The organism is Maribacter sp. ACAM166 (assembly GCF_005771495.1).
In the GTDB taxonomy this organism is placed as follows: Bacteria; Bacteroidota; Bacteroidia; order Flavobacteriales; family Flavobacteriaceae; genus Maribacter.
In genome coordinates this window covers 75268-91674 of record NZ_VAUW01000010.1, presented here as the reverse complement: position 1 = coordinate 91674, position 16407 = coordinate 75268, and the positions used below count along the sequence as shown (strand labels likewise).

Below are 16407 nucleotides of genomic sequence, written 5' to 3'. Positions count from 1 at the left end.
TGGTTGTTTTTTAGGATGGTGTTTTTCTTTTTTCAAATGGGGATAATCTAAGCTTACCTATTTACCTATTTACCTATTTACCTATTTACCTATTTACATAAGTCATAACATACATATAGTATAACTGACATATTGGGTATGTAATGAATTGATTTTTTTATACCTAACTTATACCTTATAAGTGATAAAAAATGCAAGATAAATCGACCCTTCAGGAATTAAAAAATCAGATTGTTGAATTAAAGAAACAAAATGAAATTTTACGATTGTATTCTTCATTTCAAAACAATGAAGAAATTGAAAAATACACCCATAGCATCTTTGATAATATGGGGGATGCGGTATTCGTAAAGGATGACCAAAGTAGGTTAATCTTTGTTAATGATGCCTTTTGCAGAATGATTAATCTTTCAAGGCCTGAAATGATTGGTAAAACGCTTGCAGAACATGTTCCTCTAGTTGAGCGTGAAAGTTTTTTAAAAATTGATCAACGGGTCCTAACAGATGGACTGGAAAATATAAATGAGGAGTCGCTTACGGTAAGAGGAAGACAAACCATAATGATTTCCACTAGGAAGTCGAGGTTTATCGATTCTAATGAAAAAAAATTTCTTATTGGAGTCGTTCGTGATATTACCGACCGCAAAAAATCAGAACAGATATTAAAAGAAAGGGAAGCACAATTTAGAGAACTAAATGTAACTAAAGACAAACTACTTTCAATAATTGGCCATGATTTAAGGGGTCCATTTATAAATATTTTGACATTATCAGAACTGTTAGTTGAAGATGTGGAAGATTTAGATGTTGTAGCATTTGAACAGTATTTAGGTATGATAAATTCAATTGCCAAAAACGCACTTACGTTGCTTGATGATTTATTACGTTGGGCGAAATTGCAAACAGGAGAACTAAATTATAAATCAGAAAAAATATATTTATCCTCAACTATCCAAGAAGTAGTCGCACGGTCAAATTCAATTGCGAAAGCCAAAAATATAGCTTTAAATCAAATTAAATCGGATAACATTGAAGTGTTTTCAGATAAGGAAATGTTCAAAACAGTTTTACGAAATCTTATTTCAAATGCAATCAAGTTCACTAAACCAGGAGGGAATATAGATGTCTACGTAATTTCAAAACAAGACCAAGTTGAAATCACTGTTTCTGATGATGGAGTTGGAATTAATGAAGAAACGAGTAAAAAATTATTTGGTACATCTGCAAATATATCCTCTTTAGGTACGGCAAAAGAAAAAGGTTTTGGTTTTGGATTAACCCTTTGTACAGAGATTATGGAAAAGCTCGGTGGTACTATTAGGGTCGAAAGTGAAGTAGGAGTGGGAAGTGATTTTAAATTTACGTTGCCTTTGAAAAAAACATAGTGGAAACCGTTGAAAATTTTATAGAACAAACAACTGAGAAGAATTTCGGAATACGTATAAACGAATCCTTTAATTTTTTTAAACAAACGTTTTACAGAACTACATGATAAGCTATCAAAGTTTAAGTAAATCTGTTTTTACTTATTTGAACATGTTTTAAGTAGTCCCACCCTAAATGGTACATCATTGACCATTTCAAAAACGGTTCATTCTTCCATTTCGTTCCCTAAACTTTCTTAAAGTTCATCGAAACGCTATTTTTTAGAAGATTTTCGGGTCATTTAAATGAACCCTAGGTGTCCTATAAAAGGGTAATTAACGAGAATACTAAAAAGGACAAGAAAATGGTACGCATATAAAATAGGGTAATGCACTCCGGTAAAATGGTATTCTACACCTTTTTTAGGCAATAATCAGATGCCTAGTTTCACAACCGTATAGCTTTAGTCATTTCATTTAGTCTAGATCTGTAGCCAATTTCAAGAGATTACCGCAGTCTCTGGATAAATTAATCAGAACTGCTCGTATACTACACGTTTAAAAGCCAGCTCACAAGTCAAAATCGCAAAAGAGTATAGTCTACCTCATACTTAAAACTAAGATGAATGGACTAAAGCCAGTAGGCAAAACTAGGTCTTATGAAAAGTTACAATATAGTGCCGTAAAACGAAGGTTGTATTATATTATTAACATAGAATCTGAAGGTGTGGCTTTTAATTAAGGCTTCAGAATTAGAAAATATGTGCCTTTTCTGAAAGGATCTTTAGCCCTTATAATACTGAATCAAATAAGCAATCAATATACTTACCATGAGCCCAATATTGACTTTTGCAAAGTCTTTGATTATTAAATGGTAGGTCTTTTTTAATTCCTTTTTTCTTAAAAGATAACTTATGGCGATTTCCCTACCTGCCAAAATACCGACAAAAGTCCAAGTAGTGCTCATAGGGACATCATTGAGAGTAGTAAAAAAATACAATAAAATACCATAACAGGCATCGATGATTGTAGCCGATCGTATATGTTGGGTGTTCGATTTTTGGTTTACGATTTCCTGAATCTTGCCTCCCTTGGCATTGAATATATAGGCCATTATCAAAAGAATGATACCTAAGGATATCATAAGCTCGGATAATTGCAATTGTCGGGGCAAAAAAACAAAAATATTTGCAAAATCCTGTATCAACCATTGTGACCATAAAAACCCGGTAGAAAACCATTGTGCTACCAACCAGTATTTCCGCTGCTTTTTCTTGTCCATCAAACGAATGGATGCTGGAGATTCAAATTTACGCGATATAAGTAGGTAAAGAATCAAAGCCACAACGAAGGCCAAGGAATAGCCAAAAACGGACTTAAGAATCATTTTCTCAATGAGCTGACCCGAAGAAAATACACTCAATATCATGAAAGTGGTACTAACTGGAATACCGAAACGGGTTATAACAAGCAAAGAAATTGGCGCCAATAGATACCACCAAGGCATAGGGTTTGGCAACGGTATCTCTGATAACCTGCCATAAGACGCATCGCCGCCGTTTGTATACCACCCAAATAGTATGGTGACTGTTAGTATTGAGCCGGCAAAAACCCAAAGAAACCACCATTTAATTTTTGAGTTTGAAGCAATAAAAGTTCCAAGAGTTTGTATGACATCGTTTGCAATTACGGCGTAGACGGCAATTAAAAATCCTGCATATATTATCAGTTGTTCCATCTAAATAATGTTTATTTCATACCGTTACAAGAAAGCGAATGCCCCGTATAAAAATAGAATAAATTAAGAGGGAGAAACTCATTTAAAAAAACAAAAAAGCTTCGGTATTCAACAGCACGCCCCGGTAATTTATAACACATTTGATTGAGAATATATAATGTTGTTTTTCAAGCTTTTACTACTTATCATTTTCATTGGATCTAAAGTGTAGATCCATTTGTGGAAAGGGTATTGTTATTTGGTGCTCGTTAAATTTTTTATTTATAATTCTTCTGATATCACTTTTTACTTTTCCTATTCTGAATATGCTTGAACTAAAGAATAAAAGCTGAAAATCTAATGAGGAGTTTCCAAAGTTCAACAATCGTGCTTCTACTAATTTTATATCGTGGATTTCAGGGTGTTCAAAAGCACTTTCTTCCAAAATTTTTATAACCTTATCCACATCACTCCCATACGCTACGCCAACATCTATTTTAAACCGGGCCTGATGTGATTGGTGGCTCCAATTAATCACTTTACTAGTGGTGATTAGGGAGTTAGGAATAATTATGGAAATGTCATCCCTATTGATGGCCTTAGAAGTTCTAAGACCAATACTTTCGATTTTAACAACATCACTATCAATTTCCAATACATCCCCTATTTTTATAGACCGTTCCGAAAGCAAGATGATTCCCGATATTACATCGTTAAATGTTTGCTGCAATCCAAGTCCAATACCTACTAATAGTGCCGCCGAACCAGCTAATAATAAAGTTACTTTTATTCCCAGAGCCTCAAAGCCCAATGCAATAGCCATTACCCAAAGTACATATTTTATTATTTGAAATATGGCATACGTGGTTCCCTTATCTATGTTTTTGAATTTATACTTGCGAAAAAGGGCATGACGGATGAGCCACAATGCTGTTTTGGTAGTCACTATGATAATCAAAATGGAGAACACCTGAGAAACCTTTAGGGTATAACTGCCCAATTTGAGGATTTCAGTCTCAAAAATATGATTTACTATTTCCATACCTAAATAAGCTATTGTGCGTTTTATTTGGCCTATAATTTAGTTTTGAACTATTGGTTTTCAACCGTAAATTCATAACCTACAAAGCCGCGTTAAATTTACTTTTTTTAAACAACTTCAACTACTCCTTTACATAAACGGTTTTCCGATTTATAAATTCCATCATACCATCTTTTGCTAATTCGCGACCATACCCTGATTTTTTAGTTCCACCAAAAGGTAGTCTAGGATCAGATTTCACTAATTCGTTAATAAAATAGGCCCCATCGTTTATCTTATCGACATATTTTAATGCCTTTTCAATATTTTTGGTAAATACGGTTACTCCAAGTCCATAGGTAGAATTTTCTGAGAGTTCAAAGGCATGGTCTATATTCTTAGCTTTAATCATTGCCGCTAAAGGACCAAAAGTTTCTTGATTAAAAGCAGCCATCCCTGGCACTACATCTCCCAAAATGGTTGGTTCATGATAGCAACCATTTTGTTTTCCTCCGAGCAATAATTTTGCGCCTTTTTTTACTGACTCATTCACCTGTTTATTCAACTGATCCGCAAGATCAAGTCGCGCTAGTGGTCCTATCTTGGTATTGTCGTTCATTGGATCTCCCGATTTTAATTGTTTTACGGCTTCGATGAATTTTATGACGAACTCGTCATATATGCTTTCCATTAAAATAAAGCGCTTTGCCGCAATACAGCTTTGCCCGCAGTTTAACATTCGGGCATTAATAGCGGTTTTAACCGCCACATCAATATCGGCATCTTCCCAAACAATAAAAGCATTGTTACCGCCGAGTTCCAATACCGTTTTTTTGATATGTCGACCCGCAATTTCCGCAACTGCTGAACCTGCTCTCTCACTTCCTGTTAAGGTTACAGCTTTTACTGCTTCGTGTGCAATTATAAATTCTGTTTGATCATGATGAACTATCAAATTTTGAAAAACATGAGGAGGATACCCTGCTTTAATAAAAACTTCTTCGATTAATTGCGCGCAGCCAAAAACATTTGGAGCGTGTTTTAATAATCCTGTATTCCCTGCTGTTAAAGTCGGCGCTGCATACCTAAGAACTTGCCAAAATGGAAAATTCCAAGGCATTATCGCCAACACGCCACCAATAGGGTCATGCTTAACAAAACTTTTATAGGCATCGGTAGCAATGAATTCGTCCTTTAGAAACGACGCTGCATTTTCAGCATAATAATCACACACCCAGGCACATTTGTTCACTTCTGCTCTTGATTCTTCAATAGGTTTCCCCATTTCTAACGTAATCATTTTGGCATACACTTCTACGTTATCCCGTAATACATGTCCTGCTTTTTTAATTAGATGACAGCGTTTGGAAAGTGGAACTTTTCTCCAAGACTCAAAAGCCACTTGGCTTCTGTTTAGCTTTTCAACTAAGGCTTCTTGAGTAAGTGCTGTATATAATCCAACTTGCTCATCATTGTAAGGGTTATTACTTTTGAATTCCATTTTTTATACCATTTAATTTGCCAAATTAATATTCAACAGGTTCGTTCCAATAATCAACTACTACTTCCCAAGCTATTTCACCGCCAGGCATTAGTCGATCACGAAGCTCTTTTTGTTTTTGTTTTGTTTTTTTACCAGCCATACCATTGACCAATGAATCCACAACTGCATCTTGCCATCTATATTCATTACTTTCTACAGGAGCTGCCCCCAAAGTGTTAGAAGGAATAACGGGTTGCATAGTAGAATTGTATTGTATGAGGATATTTTCTTCAGCAAAATTATCGAAACTTCTTTCTAGTGCCATAGAAGGCCAGAGTACTTTCATAAGTAAGTTTTCTGGCTGATAAACTGAGGTATATAAGGTTCCGAATCCTTCAGTAAACTTTGTGTTATACAACGGAGAATGCAAGAAGGCCTTTGCTAATTCATTCGCACTAATATTTTTTGATTTCAAGTAATTTTTAATAAAATTATACCGCTTTATTGTTTGATTAAATTGAGCATTTTCAGGCCAATCTATTTCACCTTGATGATTTGTAGCGAATGAGTCGTTAGTTACTAATGGTGCTTTATCAGGAGCTAATTGTACTGTTTTAGAAGCCCCTGTTTTGTCAACTATAGTCACGTTATATGACATGTGCGATGGAATGCCTTTTAATACGTTTACTGCCTCAGCTGTATTGGTGCAAAACTCTAATACATATCTTAAAATAAAAGGAATTCCGAATCCATAACCAACTTCTTTTCTACCTCCAAATGTGAGGGAAACACAAAGTCCTGAATCGTTCATGCCATCTACTATTCCAATTAAACAATCAGAAGTACCCATCACCTTATGGTCATTCCATTTACTCAATAATATGGTGCCTTCCAGTAAATCTGGGTGATAATCATAATTGCGGACTAGTTGAATTTCATCTGCTTTAATGACTGCTTGTGCACAAGCACTGATATATGCTGGCGGCTGAAATCCTGTCAAAAAACGAGCAATAACAGGGTCGGCATTGGTCAATGTGCACAGATGCTCATACGTTGACCACATTTTAGGCATATATTTTTTTAGCGCATCTTGTGAAGTCTGCAAATCAGGTGTGTTCACGGTGTCTTTTGACAAAAACCAAGTTCGGTATCCTGGCCAAAAGGTATTAAATAATTTATTCCATTTTGCTCCTGCAGTAGTCGGTTCAGAGACCGTACTAAAATTTAATTGCATAGTGTATCTATAAAAATTAAGCCCATAAAATTTTATGGGCGATATGAATGGTAAATACCATTCAAAGTGTTTGTGCTGCTTATTTGGTTAAACTACCCGTTAGTGCAATTTTCTCTCGTTTATCTTCTACAATTTCTGACACATATTTTCCACGAATGGCATCGATCCAATTTTGTGCACGTGCGTTGATTTTAAAATCATCGGTCATCATGCGACCTCTTGACACCAAAATACCCATATCTGCACCTTCATACAAATAGTCCCCTTCTTTAGCAATATGTAGAAAAAATGCTTCGTTTTCGGTTTCTACCGCTCTTCTGTGGGTATCCATCCTATCAAATTGTATGTGACCAGTATCAAACATTTTCCAAATTCCCGATTTTGGAGCTTGAGAAACATACTCTATAGTATCTTCGGTATGTTTAATGATTAATTGACTCCATCCGTCTATGTTCTCTTGTCTTGCCCATCGATCGTTTATTTCTTTGACATTTAAGCTGTATTCAACATTCATCCATTCTAAAATATGAAAGATAAAAAGAGGAGCATCTGCCAATGCGAAAACTGCATGGTTGGTTATGGAGCTCGCGCCCGTAACCCTCGGATTTAATTCCCCAAGATAAATTTCTCCATTATCTTGATCGATAAGAAAATCCAATTCGAAATAACCTTTATATCCTTCTTTTCTTAACTGATTACCGAATAATTGCGTGTATTTTGTTGCTTTTTCTCGAATTTCAGGACTAAATGCATTCGGATAAATTTCATTACCACACCAACCGCCTTTGTAAGGGGTCAGTTCTTTAAAGCCAACAAGTTCTGTCATTAAAGGAGCAACTATAGTACCGTGCCTTGTTACACAGGCTTCAATCGCGGAGCCTTTGCAATTGATGCGTTTCATTATTTTGACTTCTTTTTCTTTGATAATCTCCTCTTCATGTTTTTTAAATTCTTCTTCATTAGAGATAAAGAATGTAGTATGACCTGAATCACCAAAAGGCGTTTGGATAACTAAATCGGTGCCAAGAATTTTAGAAACTTTATTCAAATGCGCATAATCTGAAACAGGAGAAAGTACGTATGGCACACAAGGTACACCTGCTTTTTCAGCTAATCTATTCGTGTTTACCTTATTATCCATTAAGGTTCGCATCTTAGCCGGAGGAAACATTATTTCAAGGCCTAATTTTTTAGCGAGCTTTTCCGTTTTTTCATCAAACATTAAAAACATAGCTTTTCCTGCGGACTTTCCTTTTTTTCTGAGGTTCAAATACGCTTGAACTTCAGGATGCTGAAGTAGGTAATTGTTAATATCCTCAATACTCGTAAATTCATCATGAGGAATTTCCTGCTGTGGTGAAAACACATTGGGATGCAGTCCATCAAAACATTCGATATGGCATATAAATTTAAATCCTTTTATCCATTCATCTGCACCAAGCATATTGAAATTGGTTGCACTAATAAAATATAGCGGTGTTTCATTTTTATGAAAGAATCGTCTTATATCAGCGACTCCATTAAGTACTTCATTTTTAGAAGTCTTTTTTGCAGGTGTTACTTTTTTACGAATTGGTTTTTCCGCTTTTTTTGTGTCTATTGCTTTTTTTGTAGTCATATGAATATGTTTCAAAAATTAAATTAATTGCTATTTCTTTTTTCCAATGGACATGCCGCCCATTGATGTGGTGATTTTATGCCTATCCAGCACTTTTTCTTTGAATACCCGAAGACCAAGATCAGAGCGGTATCCGTGAATTTCACTAACATCTAAAACCGTCATGAAGTTGATGATTTCTTCGCTAACCACTTGACCTGGCACTAATACAGGAAAGCCAGGAGGATAAGGGATTACAAAAGTGGAAGCTACCAGATTCCTACCTGTGGCCATAACTGATAAACAGTCATTTAATGGAACATATTCGTAATTTTCTTCATCATATGCTAAAAAATAGGCTTCTCTCAGATTGCCTCCTGGCACTCCTGGCACAGCCTGAAATGATTGATGGAAATAACTAAAGTCTGGTAATGGTGGCACTTCTTTGGTTAATGAATGTATCTTTTTATCCCGTATTTCCCTTTCCTTATCGTTTAAAGCCTTTAACTCATCATCCAACTCATCCGCAATTTTTAAAAGTGCATTAGTCAGATAGGTGATACTACCTCTAGTGGTACCAATATTCGTCATGAATAGTACCGTATTACGAGACGTTTTGTTAATTTGGATATTGAATTTATCCATTAAATATTTGTTTTTAAAAGTATCACCATCTACACCAGTCTTTCCAATATATAAGGTGATTTTTGTAGGGTCCAGAACAAATTCATCTTTCTGCCAAGCCTCGTCCATGCGGTTCCAACCTTCGTTTTGGGTATAATATTCCTTAAGACCAGTTTGGCGAAATTTATCTGGAATAAAATCATGAACAGTCAAAACATCAAAGTATTTACTCAATTGAGGATTGTCATTAATCTTAGCACGGAGTACCATGGCCATTTCAATACTTTTTTCGACCAATTCAAATCCTTCAAGTTGTACTTGCCGCCTGCCAATATCTAAAGACGCCAACATCTGGTAGTTTGGTGATGTAGAAGTGTGGGTCATGTAGGCTTCTAGAAAGGTGTTCTCAGTTTTTCTACGGAAATCCTCATCCCAAATATGAATCATAGAGCCTTGTCTAAAACTGCTCAACGTTTTGTGTGTACTTTGAGTAGCATAGACACGTATTTTAACCTTATCAGGATCTGGCAATAATGATTGTTCTCCACCACTTAATCCTTTTACATGTTCTTTATACGTTGTTTTATAATTAGCGTTGCTATATTTTTCATAAAGCTTTTTTGCAGTGAACATGCCCGTTCTTTGCTTATAACTATATGCAAACCCTGCAAAAGCGAACCAGGCTTCATCCCATAAAAAGACCATGTCGGGCTTAATGGCGAGCACTTCTTCCATAACGCGCTGTACATTGTAAACAAGACCGTCAAAAGTGCAATTGGTCAAGAGTAGCATCTTCACTTTATCTAGTCTTCCGGCTTCTTTAAGCTTTAATAACTTCGTTTTAATTTGTTCTAAAGGAACCGCTCCGTACATAGAGTATTCTTCAATCGGGTAGGAATCCAAATACACTGGATAAGCACCTGCCAAAACCAATCCGTAATGATGCGATTTATGACAATCCCTATCAATTAGAACCACATCTCCAGGCTTAACCAAGGCCTGCATAACAATTTTATTTGCAGTAGATGTTCCATTGGTTACGAAATAGGTGTTTTGCGAACCATAGGCATCGCGTGCCATCTCTTGCGCTTTTTTAATTGGCCCCGTTGGTTGCAATAGTGAATCTAGGCCACCTGTTGTGGCTGATGTTTCAGCCAAAAACATATTTCGGCCATAAAATTCACCAAAATCGTTTATCCATCTGGATTTAAATACTGAATTTCCACGAGATATGGGCATGGCATGAAAGACCCCAGTTGGTTTTTGACTATACTCCACCAAGGCAGAAAAGAATGGGGTATTATAACGTTCAGCTATACCGCGCATAATAGTTAGATGTAGTTCTTGTATGTCTTCTGTTTGATAGAATATACGTCTGAACCCTTTTATAGTACTATCTTTTAAGTGTGCTAAAGATGTATCTGTAACATAATACGTATCTAGCTCAGGCCGAAGTTGTTTGATTAATCCGCCAATTATAGGCCCAAGATCAGTTTCTGGTTTTGAAGAAAAATCATGCTTAGTAACTTCTTCAATATAGGGTTTTATAAGTGGTGTAATTAGCTTTGAATGATAAGGCGGGGCATATCGCACTACAACAGCTTGAATATTATGATTGAAAAGCAACGTGATCATAGCGTCTTGAAAAGAACGTTGTACTACGACACCATAACTGAATTTGTCATTTGATGTTTGTAGCGTTCTTAAATTATGCTTCAATTTATGCTCTTCTTGTTCAGAAATATTGTCAACAAATAGAACCTCAAAATGATTTTTCCGAACGCTATTATGCTGGTCATGTTCCTCGGCAGACTGCATACTTTGCTCTTCAAAATCAATAAATTCTGGATTACTCTTATAGCTGTCGCCCACCAGTTGCTTTGTAGTTTCCGACACCAAATTGGCTAAGGAGGCATATTCTTGACTTATAAATGCACTTTCTAGTTTTTGCAAACGCTCCTTTCCGGGAGAGGCGAAAAAGCATTCCACCCCTTTTAAATCTTTTAGTAACTCCGTTACTTTTTGTTTGTGTGTTTTTTCATTTACAGACCCTTTATGACAACGTGTTAGTTCGGAGGTTTCAATTTTTAGCTTGTTCCAAAAATCGACCCGAAGTTGTCCGATGTTATAATAAGGTGCAGTTTTTGTTTTATTTTTAGTCACGTTTTAATTTTTTGAATGCAAGGCCAGTTTATTTCCTTGTGAATCTAAAAAAATGGCAAAATACCCCTCGTTTAAACTAATGAGAGTTTTTGTCATAACTACGCGGCCGCCTACCTCTTCTACTTTATTAAGTACATTGTTTAGATCGTTACCTCCGTTTAAATAGAGTAGTGGGCCTTTATCAGAAGGAATTGATCCAGGGCCTGAAATTACCGCTCCGCCAATACCTGACGTAACTGGAAAAAAGGCCATGGCATTGACATCCGTAATATTTTGAGCCATATCAATTCCAAATATGTGATTATAGAAATGTACTGCTTGTTGAAAATCAATCGCAGGTATTTCGAACCAACTCACATAATCTTTAATTGCTTTTTCTTTACTCTTTTTATTCATTGGAATTCCACCCATATTTTTTATTTTAAATTAAACGATTATACTTATTGTTTGAGAGGGGAGACTTTTTGTGCTAATGCGTTTTCTTTGATTTTTAGTTCTGTGATTTTATCCAAACGTGTAGGTTTGATAAGTGGCCCTAAAGAATCAAGGTATGGCGTTTCTAAATTGGGTTGATAGATACCAAAATGGCTTGACTTTAAATGGTCTCTAAAGCTTTTTAAAGGTTGTCCCAAACGAAGAATGCCTAATTCGCGACTTCTTTTAGCTCTTTCAATGTTCAATTCTAAGGGGATAATTTCTTCGGTGCCTTCAGATTGATGTAATACGCGTCCGTCTGGCCCACATACAATTGATCGACCACACCCACCAGTATCCAAACCGTTGACATCAAATAAATAGCATTGGTTAATAGAAGCCATAGCTCTTACGATAGATAATTCGATTTCTCTATCGATAGTTCCTGACATGGTAGGATGCATGATAACTTCGGCACCCATGGTTGCCAATGTTCTGATGGTTTCAGGAAACCACATATCATAACAAATAGACACCCCAAATCGAGCCACATTTGGCACATCAAATACGCAGTAATGCTCTCCTGGTGTTACACCAGTTTCGTAAGGATAAAAAGGAAACATTTTACGGTAACGGGTTACAATTTCCCCTTGAGGATTGATAACGGTTGCCGTATTGTAAATTTTATCTTCACTTTTTTCAAATATAGAGCCAGGAAGTAGCCATATTCCATATTCTTTGGCTTTGGCTTGCATTTCAACTTCAAAATTATTTGGAATTGGTTGTGCGGTGTGCGTCAAAGGGCCGAAAGCACAAAGTTCACTAAACATAATCATCTCTATCCAAGGGTAAAGATTCATGGTGATATCAATTTTCAGCTTCATCATTTCCACATTGGAAGCGACAGCCGACACGTTCATTTGTATTCCTGCGATTGCGAATGGTTTCATATAGTGTGTATTGCTTTTTTAATTTCGGCTTCCAAAATAGATAAGCCTTTTTCTAATTGTTCGTCTGTTATTACTAAAGGTGATAAAATCCGTAATGCATTTTTATAGGTACCTGCACTTAAAATAATTAACCCGTTTTCGGCACAACCTTTCACGATTTTAGGGCATATTTCGGAATTAGGCTGCCTAGGGTCTCCGTTTTTGACAAATTCAATGGCTACCATAGCGCCTACTCCTCTTACATCGCCAATCTCAGAATGTTGCTGCTTTAAATGGTGTAATCTATCCATGATTACTTTACCTATTTTGAAGGCTTTTTCATTCAAATTAATATCTTTCATGTATTTGATTGTCGCAGATGCCGCAACGCAACAGATAGGGCTTCCGATGTAGGTGCCACCAATAGAGCCAATAGCCGCAGCATCCATAATTTCTGCCCGGCCAACGACTGCGGCAATAGGCAGACCTGACCCCATAGATTTCGCATACGTACTAATATCAGGTTGCACCCCGTAATGTTGCCAACTTGCCCAGTGCCCTGTGCGACAAAATCCACTCTGGATTTCGTCCATGATTAATAAAATTCCATGCGCGTCGCAAAAGTCTCTTAGTCCTTCTAGGTATTTTTGAGGAACAGGATTAAAACCACCTTCACCTTGTATTGGTTCTATAATTACAGCTGCAACGCTTTTTACATCCACCAGGTTAAGCGCACTTTCATGAAGCCTTTTGAGTTCGTCTTCTACAAATTGATCCATATCACGTGACCCACGATACCTATAAAAATTTGGAAAAGGAAGACGGTATACTTCTGGAGCAAAAGGGCCACAATCATTTTTATAACTCACTTTACTTGTCAAAGTCATCGCCATCATAGTCCGCCCGTGATAGGCCCCAGTATAGCAAATGACAGCAGGGCGTTTAGTGGCTTGTCGTGCAATTTTGATAGCATTCTCTACCGCTTCGGCACCTGTACTTACTAACATAGACTTTGTCTTTTTACCATGTGGTAAAATCTCCGCCAGTTCTTCACAGAGTGTTATGTAGGGTTCGTAGGTAACCACATTAAAACTGGTATGCAGGTACTTTCCGGCCTGTTCCTGTATCGCAGCCACAACAGGTTCAGGGCAATGACCAGCGTTTACAACGCCAATGCCTCCAGCAAAATCAATAAGCTCCCGCCCGTCGACATCAATAATTATTGCTCCTTTTGCAACTTGTACCGTAGCCGTATTAAAAACGCCAACACCGTTAGCAACCGCCTCTTTTCTTCGGTTAAGGAGTTCTTGGGATTTAGTCAATTCTTTAATCATTTTTAATAGTTTCCGTTATTTTATAAGGTAGACTTGATAAAATCAGTTCCACCCATTTTCCTATGTATTGAATAATGAGCTAAGCTTCTAGGGTGAAGTGATTTTACAAGAACAATTTGCCTACAATTTTACCTGAGTGGTCATACAGGAGTTTAAGTGAGTATAAACTAGTATTAAGATTTATCTCATAAATACTTCGATTGGGAGTTTGAACATGATAGATTTGTTGAAGTCCATTACGAGTATATTTTTCCTCCATCGTACGTTGTATCTGTTCAGGAATTTTATCCCATGAAATAAAGGTGATGGTTTCTAGCCATGTCCCTTCGCTATTGAATAAAGCCGTACATTTTTTCTTTTTATGCTTGAAATTAACGTGCCATTTAAAAACACCTGTCTGTTGCCATAAAATGTGCGTTGATTTGGGGAATTTTAAATTAAACGAGCTTAAGACCATTGCATTTGCGATAGGTTTCCTGCTTCTGAACAAACGCTTTACTGATAATGACATCTATTACTTAAATTTTTTTTAAGGGTGTGATACGATTTGGTTTTGCCTCGGCTATTTCGTTCCATTTTTTAAATTTTTAAAAAATGATTTAAGCGTAAATCGTACTATTTTTTAAATTCTAGAATAGTATGGATGGTTCACTAATTATTTGTGCTGCAGCCGATTTAACCCACTTGATAATTTTTCATAGCTCAATAAAGTTATGTGATTAGGAGCGTCAGAACAGGTACCTAGGTACCTGTTGATGTTAATTTTTTTAAAATAAATAAAAACTAGTTGGGTAAATAGGGGTGTTACCTCGTGAAGAAAGAACTAGGGAAGATATTTTTCCTCAGCAATCGATAAAAGTATTTCTAGATTCTTAATGTTGATTTTTTTACGGCTTACTGAGATAGCCCCGCAACGTTTTAATTCTTGAATATGTCTGCTAACTACAGATCTTGTAGTGCCTATCATACCTGCAATTTCATCGTTGGGCAAATTATTGATTAATTCCAATTTTCGGGTTTCGCCATTTATATTTTTAAGCAGTAAAGCGGCAAGGCGTACCAAGGTACTATGAAGAGTTACATCGGTGGCAACATCCATAAGTTGTCGCATACGCTCCCCTAAATAGTACAAAATAGCCTTATGCATTGCTGGATAATCATTAATCCAAGAACGCATTTGATCCATAGGAATTTTTAAGACTTCCAATACGTCAAAGGCTTCCCAGTATACATCGTGTGGTTCTGCATCGAAGAGGGATAGAACATCGAAAACATCTCCATTTGATAAAACAAAGACGGTGTGTTCTCTTCCAGAATCGGGATTTGACTTGAACACCTTAAGTCTACCGGAAACGATAAAGTGAAAGGTGGTAGCTACCTCTAAACTATTTTTAAAACTTTTGACGTTCCACCGTTCCACTATCATTTGGCTTAAAAGCCGCTCAAGGGACTCGGCACTAGAATCCTTTAAAAAAGAGGATTGCGCTAGCGCTTGTAGGTATCTTTGGTAATGTTTATTCTCGGCTGTCATGAATTCGAATAATAGTAAAATTACTAAAATTTTATAAAATTCAGGGGTTGTCAGAATGACTATAGTTTCCGTTTTTCTTAGTCTAAAATAAAATCTACCGGAATCCCATTCCTTTAAAAAGGAATATTGCTGTCTTTTATAGTCGATTTTTTGGATTTTAATCAAGTAGGACCGAACTGGATAGTTTTATAAAAATCTAAAAAATTTTATTAGTTAAAGAGCATCAACTTGAATTTTTTATTTCAACTTAATAAGTTTTCCATAAAACGAAAGTTTATTGGAATTGATGTATTGACTTGATATTCAGTAAGACATGCCTTATGTTGGTGGTTTCACCCTCTTTTTGGTATGAAGCCACTTGTTGATTATCTTGTTTTTAATAAAAAGTTCATAAAGGCCAAATGGCAATTTCACCCCATCTTTCATTAAGGTCTATATTTGATATTTTAGACCTATACGAAGAATTAAATTATTGAAAATTGGTTCAATTTACATGCCGATGAGCTTTTTAGCGTGGCTTTTCATAAAACATCATCGAAAGAAATGGCGTAAGACCTTGTATAGGAAACATTTTTGTCTGCGGTAAGGGGATTCAAAAATTTCAGAAATGACAGTCAACCAAAGACCCGCGATTACCCTCAAAGGAGAGAGTTCATACCATTCTAAATGGTTTGTAAGCAAAGGCCTATATATTTTCAGTTTTCTGATCCAATACTTTTATTAGGGAAACCTATAGTGGTAGAAATTATTTGCTAATTGGGAATCCAAATTTCAATGTATCGTTTGATCTCGTTGGTGAACAAGCAATGTTAGACTTCGAATATGTGGACAATGCTGTTTCGGAGTTGTTGGTAAAGGATAATGAAGGAAACGAGTGGAATGTTTAACCGAGGCTATTGATGGTCCAAGAACAGGGCAATTTTTGGGAGACTCCGATTCTTTTATGGGGATGTGGTTTTCCATACCGGCTTTCTATACGACCGAACTGAATGGCCG

The 16407-nt window shown here is 36.3% G+C and carries 12 protein-coding genes; 1 reads left to right on the top strand and 11 read right to left on the bottom strand.

All coding sequences use genetic code 11. The annotated features are described in order from the left end of the window. The first annotated feature begins 191 nt into the window (after positions 1-191). Positions 192-1385, top strand: a complete 1194-nt coding sequence (locus ES765_RS09330; RefSeq protein WP_138113516.1) for a PAS domain-containing sensor histidine kinase — start codon at positions 192-194, stop codon at positions 1383-1385. 763 nt (positions 1386-2148) lie between these two features. Here ES765_RS09330 and ES765_RS09325 read toward each other — a convergent pair. The 11 genes from ES765_RS09325 to ES765_RS09275 form a co-directional block, all read right to left on the bottom strand. Further along, complete coding sequence (locus tag ES765_RS09325) at positions 2149-3102, bottom strand: hypothetical protein (protein WP_138113514.1); 954 nt, start codon at positions 3100-3102, stop codon at positions 2149-2151. A gap of 178 nt (positions 3103-3280) precedes the next feature. Next, entirely contained in the window at positions 3281-4123 is an 843-nt protein-coding gene (locus ES765_RS09320; RefSeq protein ID WP_138113512.1) for a mechanosensitive ion channel family protein, read from the bottom strand. 121 nt (positions 4124-4244) lie between these two features. Next, complete coding sequence (locus ES765_RS09315; RefSeq protein WP_138113510.1) at positions 4245-5603, bottom strand: NAD-dependent succinate-semialdehyde dehydrogenase; 1359 nt, start codon at positions 5601-5603, stop codon at positions 4245-4247. A 25-nt stretch (positions 5604-5628) separates the two neighbouring features. Further along, positions 5629-6819 (bottom strand): C45 family autoproteolytic acyltransferase/hydolase, encoded by a 1191-nt coding sequence (locus tag ES765_RS09310; protein ID WP_138113508.1) that lies wholly within the window; start codon positions 6817-6819, stop codon positions 5629-5631. Between the two features lie 79 nt (positions 6820-6898). Next, positions 6899-8437, bottom strand: a complete 1539-nt coding sequence (locus tag ES765_RS09305) for a biotin carboxylase (protein WP_138113506.1) — start codon at positions 8435-8437, stop codon at positions 6899-6901. A gap of 30 nt (positions 8438-8467) precedes the next feature. Beyond that, positions 8468-11203: an aminotransferase class I/II-fold pyridoxal phosphate-dependent enzyme gene (locus ES765_RS09300; RefSeq protein ID WP_138113504.1), complete on the bottom strand. Its 2736-nt coding sequence runs from the start codon at positions 11201-11203 to the stop codon at positions 8468-8470. A gap of 3 nt (positions 11204-11206) precedes the next feature. Then, the gene (locus ES765_RS09295) at positions 11207-11614 is read right to left on the bottom strand and encodes a VOC family protein (RefSeq protein ID WP_138113502.1); all 408 of its coding nucleotides are present in this window, start codon (positions 11612-11614) and stop codon (positions 11207-11209) included. A 29-nt stretch (positions 11615-11643) separates the two neighbouring features. Then, positions 11644-12567: a carbon-nitrogen hydrolase family protein gene (locus ES765_RS09290; RefSeq protein ID WP_138113500.1), complete on the bottom strand. Its 924-nt coding sequence runs from the start codon at positions 12565-12567 to the stop codon at positions 11644-11646. Beyond that, positions 12564-13880, bottom strand: coding sequence for an aspartate aminotransferase family protein (locus ES765_RS09285; RefSeq protein WP_138113498.1), 1317 nt, complete (start codon positions 13878-13880; stop codon positions 12564-12566). The genes ES765_RS09290 and ES765_RS09285 overlap by 4 nt, the downstream gene beginning before the upstream one ends. A 103-nt stretch (positions 13881-13983) precedes the next feature. Continuing rightward, the gene (locus tag ES765_RS09280; protein WP_138113496.1) at positions 13984-14391 is read right to left on the bottom strand and encodes a PepSY-like domain-containing protein; all 408 of its coding nucleotides are present in this window, start codon (positions 14389-14391) and stop codon (positions 13984-13986) included. Between the two features lie 312 nt (positions 14392-14703). Then, positions 14704-15576: a Crp/Fnr family transcriptional regulator gene (locus ES765_RS09275; protein WP_138113494.1), complete on the bottom strand. Its 873-nt coding sequence runs from the start codon at positions 15574-15576 to the stop codon at positions 14704-14706. Between the last annotated feature and the right edge of the window lie 831 nt (positions 15577-16407).